The organism is Lwoffella lincolnii (genome assembly GCF_002014765.1).
Lineage (GTDB): Bacteria > Pseudomonadota > Gammaproteobacteria > Pseudomonadales > Moraxellaceae > Psychrobacter > Psychrobacter lincolnii.
On sequence record NZ_MUYT01000016.1, the window covers coordinates 1 to 16,677 of the forward strand.

General features: G+C 41.4%; 11 protein-coding genes, 1 tRNA gene and 1 pseudogene. 7 read left to right on the forward strand and 6 right to left on the reverse strand.

What is annotated here, in order from left to right:
* Positions 1-335: 335 nt before the first annotated feature.
* From B0682_RS08790 to B0682_RS08805, 4 genes and pseudogenes are all read right to left on the reverse strand, one after another.
* A complete protein-coding gene (locus B0682_RS08790; protein WP_078308325.1) occupies positions 336-527 on the reverse strand; it encodes a YqaE/Pmp3 family membrane protein in 192 nt (63 codons plus the stop codon).
* A 338-nt stretch (positions 528-865) separates the two neighbouring features.
* A tRNA-Ser gene (locus B0682_RS08795) sits at positions 866-956 on the reverse strand.
* Between the two features lie 166 nt (positions 957-1,122).
* A pseudogene (locus B0682_RS08800) lies at positions 1,123-1,880 on the reverse strand (IS5 family transposase).
* 218 nt (positions 1,881-2,098) lie between these two features.
* Complete coding sequence (locus B0682_RS08805; protein ID WP_078308327.1) at positions 2,099-4,495, reverse strand: hypothetical protein; 2,397 nt, start codon at positions 4,493-4,495, stop codon at positions 2,099-2,101.
* Positions 4,496-5,086: 591 nt separating this feature from the next.
* On the opposite strand from B0682_RS08805, the gene rpmB reads away from it, so the two are divergent.
* A complete protein-coding gene (rpmB, locus tag B0682_RS08815) occupies positions 5,087-5,323 on the forward strand; it encodes a 50S ribosomal protein L28 (protein WP_078308330.1) in 237 nt (78 codons plus the stop codon).
* A gap of 50 nt (positions 5,324-5,373) precedes the next feature.
* Complete coding sequence (rpmG, locus tag B0682_RS08820; RefSeq protein ID WP_078308331.1) at positions 5,374-5,529, forward strand: 50S ribosomal protein L33; 156 nt, start codon at positions 5,374-5,376, stop codon at positions 5,527-5,529.
* 151 nt (positions 5,530-5,680) lie between these two features.
* On the opposite strand, the gene B0682_RS08825 is transcribed toward rpmG, so the two are convergent.
* Together B0682_RS08825 and B0682_RS09550 are read right to left on the reverse strand one after the other, a co-directional pair.
* Positions 5,681-8,887: a DNA translocase FtsK gene (locus B0682_RS08825; RefSeq protein ID WP_240494959.1), complete on the reverse strand. Its 3,207-nt coding sequence runs from the start codon at positions 8,885-8,887 to the stop codon at positions 5,681-5,683.
* A gap of 262 nt (positions 8,888-9,149) precedes the next feature.
* The gene (locus B0682_RS09550) at positions 9,150-9,452 is read right to left on the reverse strand and encodes a helix-turn-helix domain-containing protein (RefSeq protein ID WP_205760133.1); all 303 of its coding nucleotides are present in this window, start codon (positions 9,450-9,452) and stop codon (positions 9,150-9,152) included.
* Between the two features lie 231 nt (positions 9,453-9,683).
* Here B0682_RS09550 and B0682_RS08835 point away from each other — a divergent pair, with 231 nt between their 5' ends.
* From B0682_RS08835 to B0682_RS08855, 5 genes are all read left to right on the forward strand, one after another.
* Positions 9,684-10,856, forward strand: a complete 1,173-nt coding sequence (locus B0682_RS08835; protein ID WP_078308333.1) for an RNA-guided endonuclease InsQ/TnpB family protein — start codon at positions 9,684-9,686, stop codon at positions 10,854-10,856.
* A 167-nt stretch (positions 10,857-11,023) separates the two neighbouring features.
* Positions 11,024-12,655: a TolC family protein gene (locus tag B0682_RS08840; RefSeq protein WP_078308334.1), complete on the forward strand. Its 1,632-nt coding sequence runs from the start codon at positions 11,024-11,026 to the stop codon at positions 12,653-12,655.
* 143 nt (positions 12,656-12,798) lie between these two features.
* A complete protein-coding gene (locus B0682_RS08845) occupies positions 12,799-13,983 on the forward strand; it encodes an HlyD family secretion protein (protein WP_078308336.1) in 1,185 nt (394 codons plus the stop codon).
* A 40-nt stretch (positions 13,984-14,023) separates the two neighbouring features.
* Positions 14,024-15,346 carry an ABC transporter permease gene (locus B0682_RS08850; RefSeq protein WP_078308338.1) on the forward strand — a complete coding sequence of 441 codons (1,323 nt, stop codon included), beginning with the start codon at positions 14,024-14,026 and terminating at the stop codon, positions 15,344-15,346.
* Complete coding sequence (locus B0682_RS08855; protein ID WP_240494960.1) at positions 15,283-16,605, forward strand: ABC transporter permease; 1,323 nt, start codon at positions 15,283-15,285, stop codon at positions 16,603-16,605. The genes B0682_RS08850 and B0682_RS08855 overlap by 64 nt, the downstream gene beginning before the upstream one ends.
* The last annotated feature ends 72 nt before the right edge of the window (positions 16,606-16,677 follow it).

The following is a 16,677-nucleotide window of genomic DNA, read 5'->3' on the forward strand; positions in this document are numbered from 1 at the left end:
AAATTTCTCTTTGGCCATGGATTGAGTCCTTTAAGTGATTAAAAAAGTTGAGTTAATATAAATAAATAACGTTGCTACTAAACATGTTGCCACTCAAATAGTACACAATCTAAAGTAGCATATGGTCGTTATTATAACAAAAAGTGGCATTATTCTACACCATTTATCAAGAAAATTCTAGGACCATCACACGGTGGCATATTCTTCTAGCTTTAGCAAGGGGCTTTCTACCGCTAGCATCTGATGTCCCAAACAAAAAGTTGTTTAATAAACCAATCTAACCAGTGGCGATTACTGTTACTTTAGCGTTTAAGGCATCATGTTTCTATATGTTTCTATTCTCGCATGAGTGCTTTTTTAATTTTTTTATCTGTTTTATATTGATCTAAAGCATATATGGCCCAAATTGTTGCAGGTAACCATCCAAGAATGGTCACTTGTAGTAACAGACAAATGATGCCAGCTATTGGGCGACCTATTGTAAAAAATGTCAGCCAAGGAAAAATTAATGAAATAAGTAAACGCATATTGCCCATCCTTTGATTAATTAACCCATGCCCTCCAGCAAAACCTAACGTCTGTTAATATCTTTGGCGTATCTTGTTGAGTACATGGATATGACGGTCATGATATTTGGTTTTCACCATTGGTCATACACTAGCATCATTTATATTGATTGTCTATTATGGCGACGGCAATGCACTGAGTAGGGTGTCAGCGCTGACATCTCCACCCACCTAAATTTAAATTAAAGATGATGGGCGAAAAGTGACCCATGGTCAGTTAAAAAACGCATAACGCATGCAGAGAAAGCTTTGAGGTGTTGGTGCTTTAAGGCATTGTGGAAAGACATAAAAAATTTGGTTGGCGGTGAAGGAGGGATTCGAACCCTCGATACGCTATTAACGTATACACACTTTCCAGGCGTGCGCTTTCAACCACTCAGCCACTTCACCGATTTTAAGCGAGATATTATAGCTGAATTTTTGCTATTTGTCATCTTTTATTGATTATTTTGCAACCATCTCCCTGTGGCTAAAATAAAAATGGTATGGACAACTTGCTCAAACAGCTTGGGTAAATCTTAGTAAATTCCAGTAAATATTAGGGTCTGTTGAACATTCATATCTTAAGCCATTGATAAGCAAAGGCTAGAACCACATTATTTTCAAAGTTTCTTTTTAGCTTATCAAAGCGTGTGGCAATCGCTCGATAATCTTTAATTTTGCAAAAAGCGTTTTCGACTAAATGCCGAAACTTATATAAATACCAATCCATGTGGTCATTGGATTGCTTACTATTTGATTTTTGTGGAATGTTTGCATGCGTTTTTTTTCTTCAACATACGCACGAAAATCCTGTGAATCATAGCCTTTATCAGCACTTAGCATGACAACATTGGTTAAATCAACTTTATCTACCAAGTCTTTTGCCATTTTGATGTCATGGGTTGTGCCATCAGTGATGATAAAGGTAATTGGATTGCCATGAGCATCAACGGCTAAATGTATTTTAGTTGTATTACCCCCACGACTTTTAGTAATCGCTTGGTCTTTAGGGTTTGCTCCACTGCTATGTTGATGGGCTTTGATGTAGCTACCATCAATAAAGACCCATTCCATGTCTGGTTGGTCTATTACTTTGTTAAACAGTAAAATGAGCTTGTTATTGGCTGACCAACGGTTGAAGGCTTTGTAAACTGTCTTGTGTTTCTAAAAATATTTGGGTAGGTCTCGCCATGGTAAGCCTACTTGCATTCGATACAATATACCTTCTACAGTCTTTCGTAAGTTGGGTTTGTCATACAATCCAATTTCAAGTGGAATGGGTTTAAGTCTTTTGTATTGCTTATCATTTAGCATGAGTCTGGGCTTAGTCATAGCGAGTAGTTCTCTTTTTGGGTTAGAGCTTAAAGTGTACTATCTCGCTATTTTTTTTGGCAAAATTTTCTTTCTCAATGTTCAACACACCCTAGATAAATCATCTTCCAATATCAGCAATTGATATCTTATCGATTTTACCTGAGCTGTCTTCTAATAAAATAGCCAATCTTTTAAGATTGACTATTTTATATTAATTTTGGCTTATCTTGTTGGTATTACTTACAAGTTGGGTGAATACCAAATGGACTTCTTAGATTTGGTCGTTTAACAAGACTTATGTCTTGATCATCAGATAATATGGGAAAATAAACTCCGCGGAGCTGGCTAGATTCAGAACCATCTACAAGAGTAGCAGCAGTCATATCCATGGTGAACCAATCAGCATATTCTTTTAAATAACGAATTTGAAAATCAGCTCGACCATTTTCATCTGTTATTAAATTATAAACACCATTGTTAGACGTACTCACTAGATTTTTGGATAAAATACTCGCTTTATATCCAGGATCTAATTGACCATTATTATTATTATCTTCACCCATATCAAGAATGCTATTAAAGTTCCGATCTTCATTTGCACATTCTTGACTTTCTTGTTCCCATAATTTTTCTTTATTTTTTATTACAACCTTAAACTTGCCTTTAATATACGTCTTGGGTTTTAAGGAAATGGTGATCAGTTGATTGGCAGCAGGCTGACCACTATTATTAGTTACAAATGCTGAGCCATTACGGAAATAATATACTTTTGATTCATCGTCTGATATTTTATCAGACAAACCAACTGCAATGGATGAAGCCGTTGTTTGAACCGTTAATTTCACTTCTGCAGGTCCAACAGAAACCGTATTTACTTTACCATCAGGCAACTCCACTGCATTCACCTTGGCTTGAATACGAACCCCTCCATTAGCAGTCGGATTATTACCTGAAGTGTAAGCAATAACACCAATGCCATTTTCATCAGTTTTTACAATAGCTTGATCGATATGACCACCTGAGCTGTCTTCAACCACAGAAAAATTAACAATGGCATTTTTTACAGCACCTCCTTTAGCATCTAATACTCGCACCTTCACTTCCGTGGAAGAGTTAGTGGTCATTTGAATATTTTTAGCTTGTAATAAGAGTTTATCAGGTTTAACTGAAACAAATCTTAAATTCTTAGATTGTTTCTTATTTTTGTATGTTGCTGTTAAGTTAAAAACTCCTGGTGCAATAGATCGAATTTTAAAAACAGCCTTACCATTTGATATTGTAGCTGTCTGACTGCTACTACCATTCTGACTGCCATTATCATTGGTGAATCGTCCTTTGGTGGTTGTTAAGGTGACTTTATCACCGTTAGATGCATCTGGCACTAATACTTCTATTTCTTCAATCTTATCTACAACGATATCACTAACCCTAGATATGGAAATACCTTTATCAACAACTGCTGCCAGCTTAATAGCTGCATTAAATGTTTGTAATTCATCTTTTTTGGGATTGGGATTAACAACAATATCGAATATGTAGCCATCATCTTCCTTGATTAATTGAGTACTGCTTATGCCAGAAAATGTGAATTGACCATTACTGTCTGTTTTTACAGACGCTATTTGCTTGTTTGCATTCATCAACGCAACTTCAATATTAGCAATGCTTCTATCTGAGCCATCAATCAGACGACCAGTGATATTTACTCTGTCTTGATTTGATATCATATTTAGGTTGCTACTAATGCCAAGAATTCTAGTACCAACAACCTGAAGGGGCAGACTCATGGTTTCAACTGCATTTTTAGTATCATCAACGGTAATAACCAGCTTAGTCTCATGATTTAAACGAGACAAAGATGTGGTACTAGACTGTTCTAATTGAATCTGTACCTGACCTTTTTCATCTGTTATTTGACTAGACTTACCCGCCAGCGTGATACCATACTTAACTGGATCGATAATTGAGAAGTTAACGGGAACACCACTTTCAATGCCACCATCTTTATTTCTGACATTGACCGTCACTGTCATGGTGTCTGTGCCTGTTTTTAATCTAGGTTTAGACGTGGTAATATACAGATCATACACTGAGTTCTTTTCAGCAGTAACTTTCTTATCTGTTCCTTTTAGATTTAGGGTTGCTTGACCATTACCTAAACTTGCAGTTATGGTTAATCCTTTGTCTTTCAGATGCTGTTTTTGTTCTGGTGTTAAAGTATTGACGACTTCTAATGTAATGGTGGCAACGCCCTGTTTATCTGTCTTAACCACACCAGCATTTTGATTAAAGACCCCTGTCAAAGTGGGATCGGTAATGGAGAATTTCACTTCTTTATCAGCAACAACTCCGTAAGTCTTACCATCTACCGCTCGCACTGATACTTTCACAGTTGTACCACGGTTTAGCATGAGTGCAGGTACACTTGAAGTCATATAAAGTGCATAATTATTATTTGATGATTCTGATTCTGCCTGATTATCGCTTGGGGTTGGCACAACCCCCAAATCAGGGGCAGGAACAATTGAGTCAACGCTACTGCCACCACCGCCACAACCAGCCAAAACCAATGCTGTTGATAAAGCAGTCAGATGAAATGCCTTGGAAGTCCAAGTAAGAGCTGATTTTGACATATCTTGTCATCTCCGTAATGTCATAAAAAATAATCTATCAATCAATTTGTCAGTCATTGATGGTTTAAAGCATTGATTATCTGCCTAAATAATTCAAAAATCTCACTTAGTACATGTGATCATTTGCAGTATCTTAATCTTACAATGTCGCTTTATTGCAGTATAAGTTTAGAAAAAATAGGTGATTTCATACAAAAAAATTGACATGTACCACAAATTTCAATCCATTCTCAATGTTGCAGAAATCTTTGCATAACTTTACTTTGTTTGTCACAAACTTACAACCTAAAATATCAAATAATCTGTTGTCAACGCAAATTTTTGGGCTAAACGGCAAAAGCTCATCAAATTATTTGCTTTTTTTTGGCAAAAGTGGTATAAATTACCGCTTTAAAATTTCGTCCAACACACTCAGCATACTCAATCCATAGCCATCTGTTTGCCTTTAACTGGTGGTCATTTTTTGATGTTGGGTGTTATTATCATTTGCTTTGCCAGCGTTTGTTTGTGTCCATGCCACTTACTCTACAAATGCCCTAGCACACTGTGAAAGATGTCCCTATGTGGGCATCAATAGATTAGGAGTTCCCCATGTCTCGAGTCTGTCAAGTGACTGGAAAACGCCCCATGGTGGGCAATAATGTTTCGCATGCGAACAACAAAACCCGTCGTCGTTTTCAGCCAAATCTGCATAACCATCGTTTTTGGGTAGAGTCAGAAAATCGCTTTGTACGTTTGCGTGTTTCTACCAAAGGCATGCGTATCATTGATAAACACGGTATCGATAAAGTCCTGGCTGATTTGCGTGCCCAAGGTCAAAAAATCTAAGACTGTCAACCCAATCAGCCCAATCTTATCTGTCAATTTGGAGCAACCCCATGCGTGATAAAATTAAATTAGTTTCAAGTGCTGGTACTGGTTACTTTTATACCACCACAAAGAACAAACGCACCATGCCTGGCAAAATGGAAATCAAAAAGTTTGATCCAAAAGCTGGCAAACATGTTATTTTTAAAGAAGCCAAGATTAAATGATTCAAAAGGTGGTTTATTTTAAACACCTGATTTAGACATCTTAGGTTAATAAATGCCAAACGCCACCATACATGATGTATGGTGGTGTTTTTATTTTTATGGTTTTTTGCGTAACGCATGCTTTTCATGCGTCATGAACAGGTTCAATGGGCTAAAACAACAATTCTCGCTTGCCTGATTTGTCCATGGGGCTGATGAGCCCTGCTTCTTCCATGGAATCGACGATGCGGGCGGCTCGGTTGTAGCCAATGCTAAATTTTCGTTGTAGGCTGGAAGCGGAAACTTTGCGAGTTTCCATAACAAAGGCAACGGCTTCATTGTATAAGTCATCGTCTTCACCTGAGTTGTTGCCACCACTGCCAGATTCTATGGGATTAAAGTTATCAGAAAAATTGTCGATGTAGTCAGGAGCACCTCGCTCTCGCCATGCTTCACACACTCGGTTGACTTCTTCATCACTGACGAATGCCCCATGTACCCTTTCTGGTTCGATTTGTCCAGGCCCTAAAAACAGCATGTCGCCATTACCCAGCATGTCTTCTGCACCACCACTGTCTAAGATGGTGCGTGAGTCCACTTTTGAGTTGACTCTTAGGGCAACTCGCACAGGAACGTTGGCTTTGATAAGCCCTGTGATGACATCAACCGATGGGCGTTGGGTGGCTAACATCAGGTGAATGCCTGCGGCTCGAGACTTTTGGGCAAGTCGGGTGATGAGTTCTTCGGCTTGTTTGCCCACCTGCATTATCATATCAGCAAATTCATCTGCTACGATGACAATCATGGGTAGGGTTTTGAGTTTGGGAGCTTTGTCAATGCTAACACTGTCATTAGGTCGCCATAGGGGGTCGATGATGGGTGTGCCTGCTTGTTCGGCTGCGATGACTTTTTTATTAAATTCTTTGAGCTTACGCACTTTAAGCAGGCTCATGAGTTGGTAACGGCGTTCCATTTCTGCCACGCACCATGACAGGCTGCTGGCAGCTTCGGTCATATCGGTAACCACAGGGGTCAGCAGATGCGGAATGTCATTGTAGTTAGCAAGCTCAAGCTGTTTTGGGTCGATGAGTATCAAGCGAAGTTGCTCTGGGGTGTATTTTAGCAGTATGGACAACAGCATGGCGTTAACCAGTACTGATTTTCCTGAGCCTGTTGTGCCCGCCACCAGCATGTGGGGGGCTTTTGCTAAGTCGGTGATGATGGGTTTGCCACCGATGTCTTTGCCCATTGCCATGCTGATTTGCCCTTTGGGGTCTTTATATTTATCGGTGGCAAGCAGTTCGATAAGCCGTACCATTTCTCGCTTACGGTTAGGCACTTCGATACCGATGTAAGGCTTACCTGGAATGACTTCCACCACCCTAAGCGATGCCATGGACAGTGAGCGTGCCAAATCTCTGGAGATGCTGACAACTTTACTGGCTTTAACCCCTGCTGCTAACTCCACTTCAAAACGAGTAACCACAGGTCCTGGAATGGCATTGACCACGTCAGCTTTGACATTAAAGTCTTGTAGTTTTATTTCCAGCAGTTCAGATAATTGCCGTAGCTCTTGAGCAGTATAGCTGGGCTTGCGGTTAGGGTCAGGCTTGTCCAGTATGTTCAGTGGTGGCAAGGTTGGCAGGTTGGCACGATATTTGGCGGTGTGCATGGCTCGAGATTTGCCAGCAAACGCCATGTCATCATGAATGTCTGGCATCACCATATGGTTATTGGCCATGTTATTGCCATTATTCATGTTATTGCCATTATTATCATCATTGTTGTTATCATCGTCATCATCATTAACCATATCGGTGATAAGGTTACTTTGTGCCACATCTGGAACATCAAAACGAATGTTGGGCGGTGTGCGTTGCTTTAATGCGTCATGGTTAATCTTGGTTTGACTGATGTTTGTTTGCTCTGATTCAGGCGATTTAGGCATGATGCTTTTGGTTTTAGGCATCATGTTGACGTGTTCGATATTCTTAGCTGTCCGTTCACTGTCTTCTTTGTGAGTTAAAGAATGTTCTTGATGCGGTTTTAGTGGGTTGGCAGGTGGGGTGTTATTGGGGGTGAAAGATTTTTTTTCATTGCTGTTCCACCCTGAGCCATCGTCCCACTGTGGTTTATCGTTCCATACGGTTTCATATGCCCAAGATTTATCATCAGTCATGTTCATCTCATCAATCGGGTAATCAGTGGGTTTATCAATGGATTGATGGTCAAATTGATGAGATGGTGGTAACTGTATATCTGGAGCGCTGGGCATGGTTGATATTATGGATACTGGAGGCTGTTTCTGTAGAGGTTGATGAGAGATGGGATAATCTGGTAAAGGAGGTTTGTCATGCTGATTTTCTGTATGGTCAATCTGAGCATTGGCCATCTGCTCGGCAATGATTTCTTGTAGCCCTGTCTGCTTGACAAACTGACGCAAATAGCTGCCCACTGGGTTATTTTGGTTGTTACTGGCTTTAGCTGTCTGTGTTAATGACATTGATGAGCTAAAATTATCTTGACGTGTATGGGTTTGTTCATCAATTGGTTTGTGTTGTTTATCCGCTTGTCTGTCCACAAGTGGCAAGGGTATTTGACGGGCGGCGACATTGGTTTTGTTAACATCAGGTTGATTTGGCTCAAATTCATCATCTTGTTTATCCATGGCATCACGCAGGCTATTTTTTGCTTTAAAAATAGGCAATTGATTATCCTGCTGTGATCCACGCCATTGCAATGATAGCAGTTGAGTAAAAAATGTTCGCCAATAAATGTCAAACGTCATCGTCATTAACGCAAAGATAAACAGCAGTGAAAACAAAAAACTGCCCCATGTCCCAAGCACTGCTTGTAAGCGTTTTCCAAGCTCATAACCAGCCACGCCTGTGCTTTTGATGCCCAGCGATGTTTGGCTTGCCAAGTCAGCCGTTTGTCCTTGACCAAACCACGTACCCATCGCATACAATCCCACCACATACAGTAAGGTGGCACTGCTCATCAGCAAAAACAAATAACTGACTGCTCGCACCAATGCCCATCTGACCCCACTGCTCCGTCTTTCCCACCAAATCAATGCCGCTTCATATAGTGCCATCAGTACCAACCAATAAGCTGCCAACCCAATCATGGATAACAAAATATCCGCAAGCCACGCCCCAGTTGTGCCTCCCATGTTAGTTATCTCTGCCATGTCAGTGCTGATGTGCGACCAACTGGGGTCATTGGGTGAGTATGATGCCAAAATCACAAACACATATAACCCCAATGACAACCAACACAAGGTTAAGATGCCTTTTTTAACGTACACAATCACTTGCTCAATGGACACAGAAATCACCACCTGATGCTGACAGCCCTTTGCCAAATTTCCCATCATAACAATGTTAACAACATTAATTAATCATTCATGTTGTTAATGTTTTTAACACTATTAATATGGTTAATAACGTCAACCACGTTAAAGACATTAACACGTTAATAAGGTTAAGATGGGTTGGCAATCAACATAAAAGAGATACGGGCAAAATTGATAAAACCCCCATTATAACAAACCCCCAAAACCGCATGACAAAAAATGGCATAAATATGGCATAAATAATGACTTAACCAATGACACAAACCATCGCTTAGATGGCGACTTAAGCCTGCTGTTGTGTTTGTTCGGCACTGATTCCAAACAATCGCTTATGCTCTCGGCTAAATTGATTGGGGCTTTCATAAGCGACTTGTAAAGCAATTTGGGTGATGGTGGTTTTGTGCAATAAAATCAGCCGTTTGGCTTCATTGAGCCTGAGCATTTTTTGATATTGTATTGGGGTCAGTTGGGTTTTGTGTGGGTGAAAAATGTGGTACGATGGGGTTATTTTTACTTGCCAATTAGCAAAAGTAGCAAAAAAAAGATACCCATTCTTTTCGCATGATGCGATGCTGTTGTGAGCCAAACTGGTTATCTATCATATGCACATGGCTGTCAAACAATGCAAACAATGGCAAGGACTAAAAACAGCCAGTTAATTTCTACCCAAATCCAGTTTATAATGCCCAATTATGAATAGATTAATTAGCATAAACGAAGCGTCAAAACGATTAGGTGTCTCTATTTCTGCTCGTTTATACGGCTCACAAAGCAAGAAAAACAAAAAAGTCTTAGAAACAGTTAAGGCAATGTTGGAATGACTATAATTCGTGGACACATCATAGAACTTAAACCCAATAACAAACAAGCCACCCATCTCAAAAAAGCGTGTGGTGTTGCAAGATTTGCCTATAATTGGGCATTGAGCGAATGGCAAAAACAATATGAAGCCGATAAAAATTACCGTGAGACTTGCCAAAAATTAGGTTTAACCCTTGACGAAACCAAACTTCACAAACCCACACAAGGCAAACTAAGAAAACAGCTTAATGCCATTAAGCGTGAACAATTCCCCTTTATGCTAGAAATTACCAAATGCTCCCCACAACTTGCCATCATGCAACTTGGAGATGCCTTTAAACGCTTTTTTAAAGGCGAAAGCAAATACCCCCAATATAGAAAGAAAGGTTTCAATGATAGATTTAGCCTATCCAACGACCAATTTAAACTTAAAAGTAAAAATAACAAACCACACATTCAAATCCCCAATCTGGGCTTGGTTAGAATGACCGAACATCTAAGATACAATGGCAAAATCCTATCCGCCAAAGTTTTTACCAAGGGCGGTAAATGGTTTGTATCAGTTGCCGTTGAACTTGATGAAATTAACAAACCATTAAACAAAACAGGCGAACAAGTTGGCATAGACTTAGGCATAAGTGATTTAGCCGTATTATCAGACGGCACAAAAGCACAAGCTCCTAAGCCATTAAAAACCAAACTCAAACAATTAAAACGACTAAGCAAACAGCTCAGCCGAAAACAAAAAGGCTCTAAAAATCGTGAAAAAGCGAAAACCAAGCTATCACGGCTACGTTACAAAATCAGTTGTATCAGAAAAGACTTTACTCATAAGCTCACAACACAACTTGTCAAAAGTTATGACGTGATTTGCCTTGAAAACCTTAACGTTAAAGGTATGGTTAAAAATCGCAAGCTTGCAAGGTCTATCCATGATTTGGGATTTTATGAATTTAAACGGCAACTTATTTATAAAGCCAACCAATGGGGCAAGACCATCAAAGAATTGGACAGGTTTTATCCAAGCTCTAAAACTTGTTCAAATTGCGGTTTTATTATGGCAAAAGAAAACTTGACACTTGCGGTTAGACATTGGATTTGTCCTAGTTGCCATGCCAATCATGACCGTGATATTAATGCAAGTATCAATATTTTAAATCAGGCAGATAAGGTTTTAACTTTATCTTAATATTAATCGTTGGTGGGTAAGTTCTATCCCCAATTAAAAACGCCTATGGAGTTGATGTAAGTCCAAGTTCAAACGAATAAGGCAAACAACGTTGAAGTAGGAATTAAACGCTAAATTTGCCTTTGGGTGAATTTAGGTAGGTTTTAAGGAACGGCAGGATATTGTTAATGGCACGCAATCACACAGGCAAATATTTGCTGATTATGATGGGTTTATGTTGCTCTGGCTGGGCGTATGCTGATGATAAGATGGGGCATGACATTCATGGTTTTGATGCCCCAATTGAAGTCAGTAGCTTCACCCCCATTCACGAGTCAATGAATGAACAAGTTAAGGTACAAATCAGCGACCATATTGCTGAGCACTCCACACACATACCATCTCCACCCACTTATGACATTCATGTACCTGATTATTTAAGTCTAAGCCAAGCCCAAGCCTTATTACTTAAAATCTCCCCCAAAATTGCTGCTGACAATGCGTTGATTGTCAGCAATGAACAACGGGCAAAAGCCAGTCAATCATTGAATAAACCCATCATCTATCTTGGAGCAACGGCATCTCATTTACACCTTGACGAACACATCAATACCCAACCTTTAAAAAACCGTTTAAGTGATGGCATCAATCAACAAATTGGTCAAAATAGCCAAACGTTACCCATCAACCCATCTGCCAATCCATCTGTGAACATTGGTGAGTTATTAACCAATCCCCTGCCCGATACCTATGCCCTTGATACTGATAAAACTCGCAGTCATGCCAATGTAACCTTACTTTGGTCAGCTTATGATGGACAACGAGTCAAATCACTCACCCAACTGCTTAATGGCATGACTGATGAAAGCCGTGCTGATGCTGATATTTCATTGGCAGAACAATACACCACCTTAACCAAACGATATTTTCAAGTTCAACTGGCGATTAAAGCTGCATTTTTACGCAGTCAAGCCCTACAAGCCATCAAAGAGACCGATTATGCGGCACAACGAGCCTTGGATATGGGGCTTATCTCCCGATTAGAACGCTTGGAAGCCAAAAAAGCCTTGGCAGATGCTGATTATGAAAACACCAAAGCCTTAAATGATGCAGAACTGGCAATGAATGCCCTACAACGACTGATGCGGACACCATACCCAATCAAACCAACCACACCCCTATTTATTTCAACCAAACCCATACCCAAGCTCAGTTATTTTATTGAGCAAGCCAAACAACATCACCCTGCCTTTGCCAAGGTCTCTGCCAAATACACCCAAGCACATGCCCTACACGCCATGGGCAAAGCAGGCAACAAACCCACGGTTAATGTGTTTATGCGTGCTGAACTGGACAAAAATCCCAACTGGTTGGTTGGTGTTTCTGCTAATTGGAAGCTATGGGGTGGACTTGACCAACAATTGCTTATCCAGTCTAACCTTGCCAAATTGCACCAAGCCGAATTCAGCCAAATTGACATCAACGACAACATCATGCTATTGGTAGAAAAAAACTGGCAAAGTTTAAAAAATGCTCAAAAAAATTACATCGCCCTTGCCAGCAACATAGAAATGGCAGAAGAATTGGTGCGATTTCGCCGACTGGGATTCCAAGAAGGCATGAATACCGCTGTGGAAGTCATGCAAGCTGAAGCCAACTTGGAAAAAGCCAAAACAGAACAAGCCAAAACCGCCAATGACTATGTACAAGCCCTTGCTGACTTAATGCAAAGTTGTGGCACACCATTGGCATTTAATCACCACATGCAGACTGCTGATGTCAAGTTGCCTGTCGTTTACTTACAATACCAACACGATTAAACCACCAAACAATCATTAAACATGGATTAAGCACAAATTAAACACAGATGAAATAACGGATAACAAAAGCACCCCATACTCTCATGCCCCATGCCATTATTATATACAGTTACATTCCGTTACACGCCATAAGCAGGTTTTTTATGACTGATTCTGATAACGCTTTTAACCAGCACCAGCCCAACAACTCAACCCAAACCAACAACTCAACCCAAACCAACAACTCAACCCAAACCAATTACCCAAATACCCCACCCATCTTAACGACCAACAGTAACAACATGGGCTATAAATCCATTAAAACGCCCAACCACAACCGCCGTCTTATCATCAGCCTAATCATACTGGCGTTGATTGTCTTTGTGGTTTGGGGGTTGATAAAAGACAAAACTGCCATAGACACCGCCCCCATCGTGCTACAAGGGCAGATACAAGTACAACAAACACCCATCGCCGCCAAAGTGGCAGGACGCATTGCCCATATTCATGTCAAAGAAGGCGATGACATTCACGTTGGCACTCCCTTGATTGACATGGACAGTCCTGAAATCAACGCCAAAATAGAAGAAGCCCAAGCCGCCAAAGCCATGGCACAAAGCCAACTGGATAAAGCCAACAACGGTGCAAGGCCAGAAGAAATACAAATGGCATATCACCAATACCAAGCCGCCAAAGTGGCTGCTGAACTTGCCAAAACAACCCATCAACGCATTGACCGATTAACCAATGAAGGGTTGATGAGTGAGCAAAAACGAGATGAAGCACGCACTAACCACATCGCCAGCGACAATAAAGCCCAAGCCGCCAAAGCCCAATATGAACTTGCCAAAATGGGCGCAAGAGAAGAAGATAGAACCGCTACCAAAGCTCAGCTTAAACAAGTGGAAGGCAAACTCAAAGAAGCCCTTATCGCCAAAGAAGAAGCCAACCTAAAGAGTCCCATCGCAGGTCGGGTTGATAAAATCATCGCCAAAGCAGGGCAAGTGGTGGGGCAAGGCGTGCCATTGGTCAGCGTCATTGACCCAACAGACCAATCACTTGCTTTAAATGTGACCGAAGACCACTTGCAACACTTTGCCATTGGCAAGTCGTTTACCGCCACCATTCCTGCCTTGTCAGTCAATGGGCAAACCCATGAACAAACGTTTATTGTGTATGCCAGCTCAGTATTATCTGACTTTGCCACATGGCGACCCACCAACAGCCAAGACGGTTACGACATGCGTACCTTTGAAGTGCTGGCACGTCCCCAATACCCTAACACACAACTGCGTCAAGGCATGAGCGTGTTGGTTGAAATCCCTAAACAAACCAAGCAGAGCCACTGACCAAAACGGTAAACAGGCACAGTGAACAGGAACATCTGCCATGACCAACCCATCTGCACCCAACCATCATTTTCATGCGAATGACCATGACCACCAACAAGACAGCCCACAAGCAAGCTCTTTTGTTAACAGGTCTTTTGGCAACAGCGGGGGCATGCGTCGGTTTATGGGGGCATTTTTATACAGTGCCAAACGAGAATGGCATTTTTTAAGCCAGCATCGTTGGGATTTTGCCATGCTGTTTTGGCTGCCCATCGTGTTTGTGGGGCTGATTTGGTGGACTTTTGCCAATGCCTTATTGGTGAACATACCCATTGCGGTGATAGACCATAGCCATTCACCGCAATCAATGACTTTAATGCGTCATTTGCAAGCCAGCCCTGAGCTGACCATTGCCATGCACCTGCCTAATCAGCAAACCGCTCAGCGAGCCATAGAACGCACACAAGTATATGGTGTGTTAGAAATTCCCCATGAGTTTGACACGCATCTATTGGCTGGCAAGCCAACCCATCTGTTGCTCAATGTCAATGCCCAATACGCTACCCACTCAGGCATGATACAAAAAGGCGTACAAAAGGCAGTCGCCACGTTATCCGCCGAAACAGAGATTAAGCAACGGATTGCCAAGGGTGAAGACATCAGCCTTGTGCAAGCTGGCCACACCCCCATACAGACACAAAGCATTGGGCTGTTCAATTCTGCCAATAATTATCAACAATTTTTGGCAGTTACTATCCTACCTGCCATGTTACATATTTTATCCATGGTCATTGGGGCTTCTGTGTTGGGCAGGGAGTTACGAGATAAGACATTGGGTGAGTGGCATGCGTGCTTAAATCCTACCCAACCGATTGGCAAACCTAGCCTATGGCTTATCATCGCAGGGTTAAATGGTAAATTAATTTGGGCGATGCTGGCGTACACTTTATGGGGTGCAATGGCATTGACGCTCATGACCCGTCTGTATCCTGTGCCATTATCATCATTGGCAATCACTTATGTTGCCTTTTTATTATTTATGATGCTGTCCTTTTGGTTAGGTGCAATACTAACGCTTGCCACGTTGTCATACCGACAAGGCTTATCATTAACAGGGCTTATCTCTGCTCCGTCATATGCGTTTTCAGGGGTTACCTTTCCTTTGCTTGCCATGAACCCAACCGCTCAACATTGGGCAAATGCGTTACCACTTACCCATTATTTGCACATTCAAACGCCACAATTACAAATGCAGGCTCCCTTAGCATTGGCTTTACCAACAATGGCTGGGTTTATGATGTCAGTCATGGTGTGTTTGTGCCTATCTGCATTACTCTGCCGTCAAGCGTTACGCACGCCAAGCAAATGGGGGCAACGCTGATGACCACACCCAATTTGGACAATCACCCCACACCAACCAATCCAGCATCTGCTGGACAACCGTCGGTTAAACAAAAAATTGCCCAGCATAACTTGACTGACCAAAATACTGCCCAAAGCTTTATCAGCCAAGTTTTGAATGTATGGCAACAGATTTTTAATGATAAGGGGTGTTTGATGATGATGCTCCTTGCTCCGATATTTTATGGATTTTTTTATCCATTGCCATACAAAACAGAAGTGGTTCGTGATGTGCCTGTTGCCATCATTGATGATGATCATTCACCGTTATCCACAAACATCATCAATCATGCCACCGCCAGCCCACGACTTGATGTGCAAGTGGCACAAAATGAGCATCATGCCCAAGAATTGATGTGGCAAAACACCATTGCAGGCTATATGGTCATTCCCAAAGGGTTATATCAACACGTCAATATGGGACAACCTGCCAAAGTCAGCGTGCTTGCCAATGGCAATTATTTTTTGCTAAATAAACAAGTGCAAACGGGTTTTTTGGAAGTGGTTGGCACAGTATCGGCTGGCATTAAAATTCAAAAAGCCATTGCCACAGGGCAAGACAGCACCTTAGCCAAGCAAAATGTTAACGCCATCTCCTTAACCATAAATCCGTTATACAACACCACCGAAGGCTATGGCAGTTATGTTGTTCCCCCTGTTTCTATGCTGATTTTGCAACAGATGTATCTGATGGGAACAGCAATGCTGGTTGGCACATGGGTAGAAAATCGCACCCATCGCACCACGTTTAAAGGTTGGCTTGCCAGAATCTTAGCATTGTCTTGTTTGGGTTTTTGGGTGGGGTGTTTTTATTATGGGTGGGTATTTCCCAGTCATGATTATCCACGCAATCAAAATTTATTGGGTTCTTTGGGGTTATTAATGGTGTATTTCCCTGCGGTCATTGCCATGGGGTGTTTGTTGGGTATCTGGTTGGGTTCTAGAGAGCGAGCCATGCAAATATTGGTCGCAAGCTCCATGCCACTTTTATTTTTATCAGGGGTCACATGGCCAACTCACATGTTGCCTGAACCACTATTGTATCTGCGTTGGGTATTCCCCAGCACATCAGCCATGAATGCGTCAGTCATGCTCAACCAAATGGGCGTACCACTTGCTGATGTGGCTCATTATCTTGCGACACTGTTGGTTATTTTTTTACTGTGTTTACTTGGGTTGGTATGGGTTGGCACAGAACCAAGTAAACCCATCTTTCATAAAATCAATCATAGAATTTAACTCAATCCCCTTGTTATTATTTGCATAAGCCCTTATGTTATCACCCAGTTTATACTGCCATTTTTCCTGTCT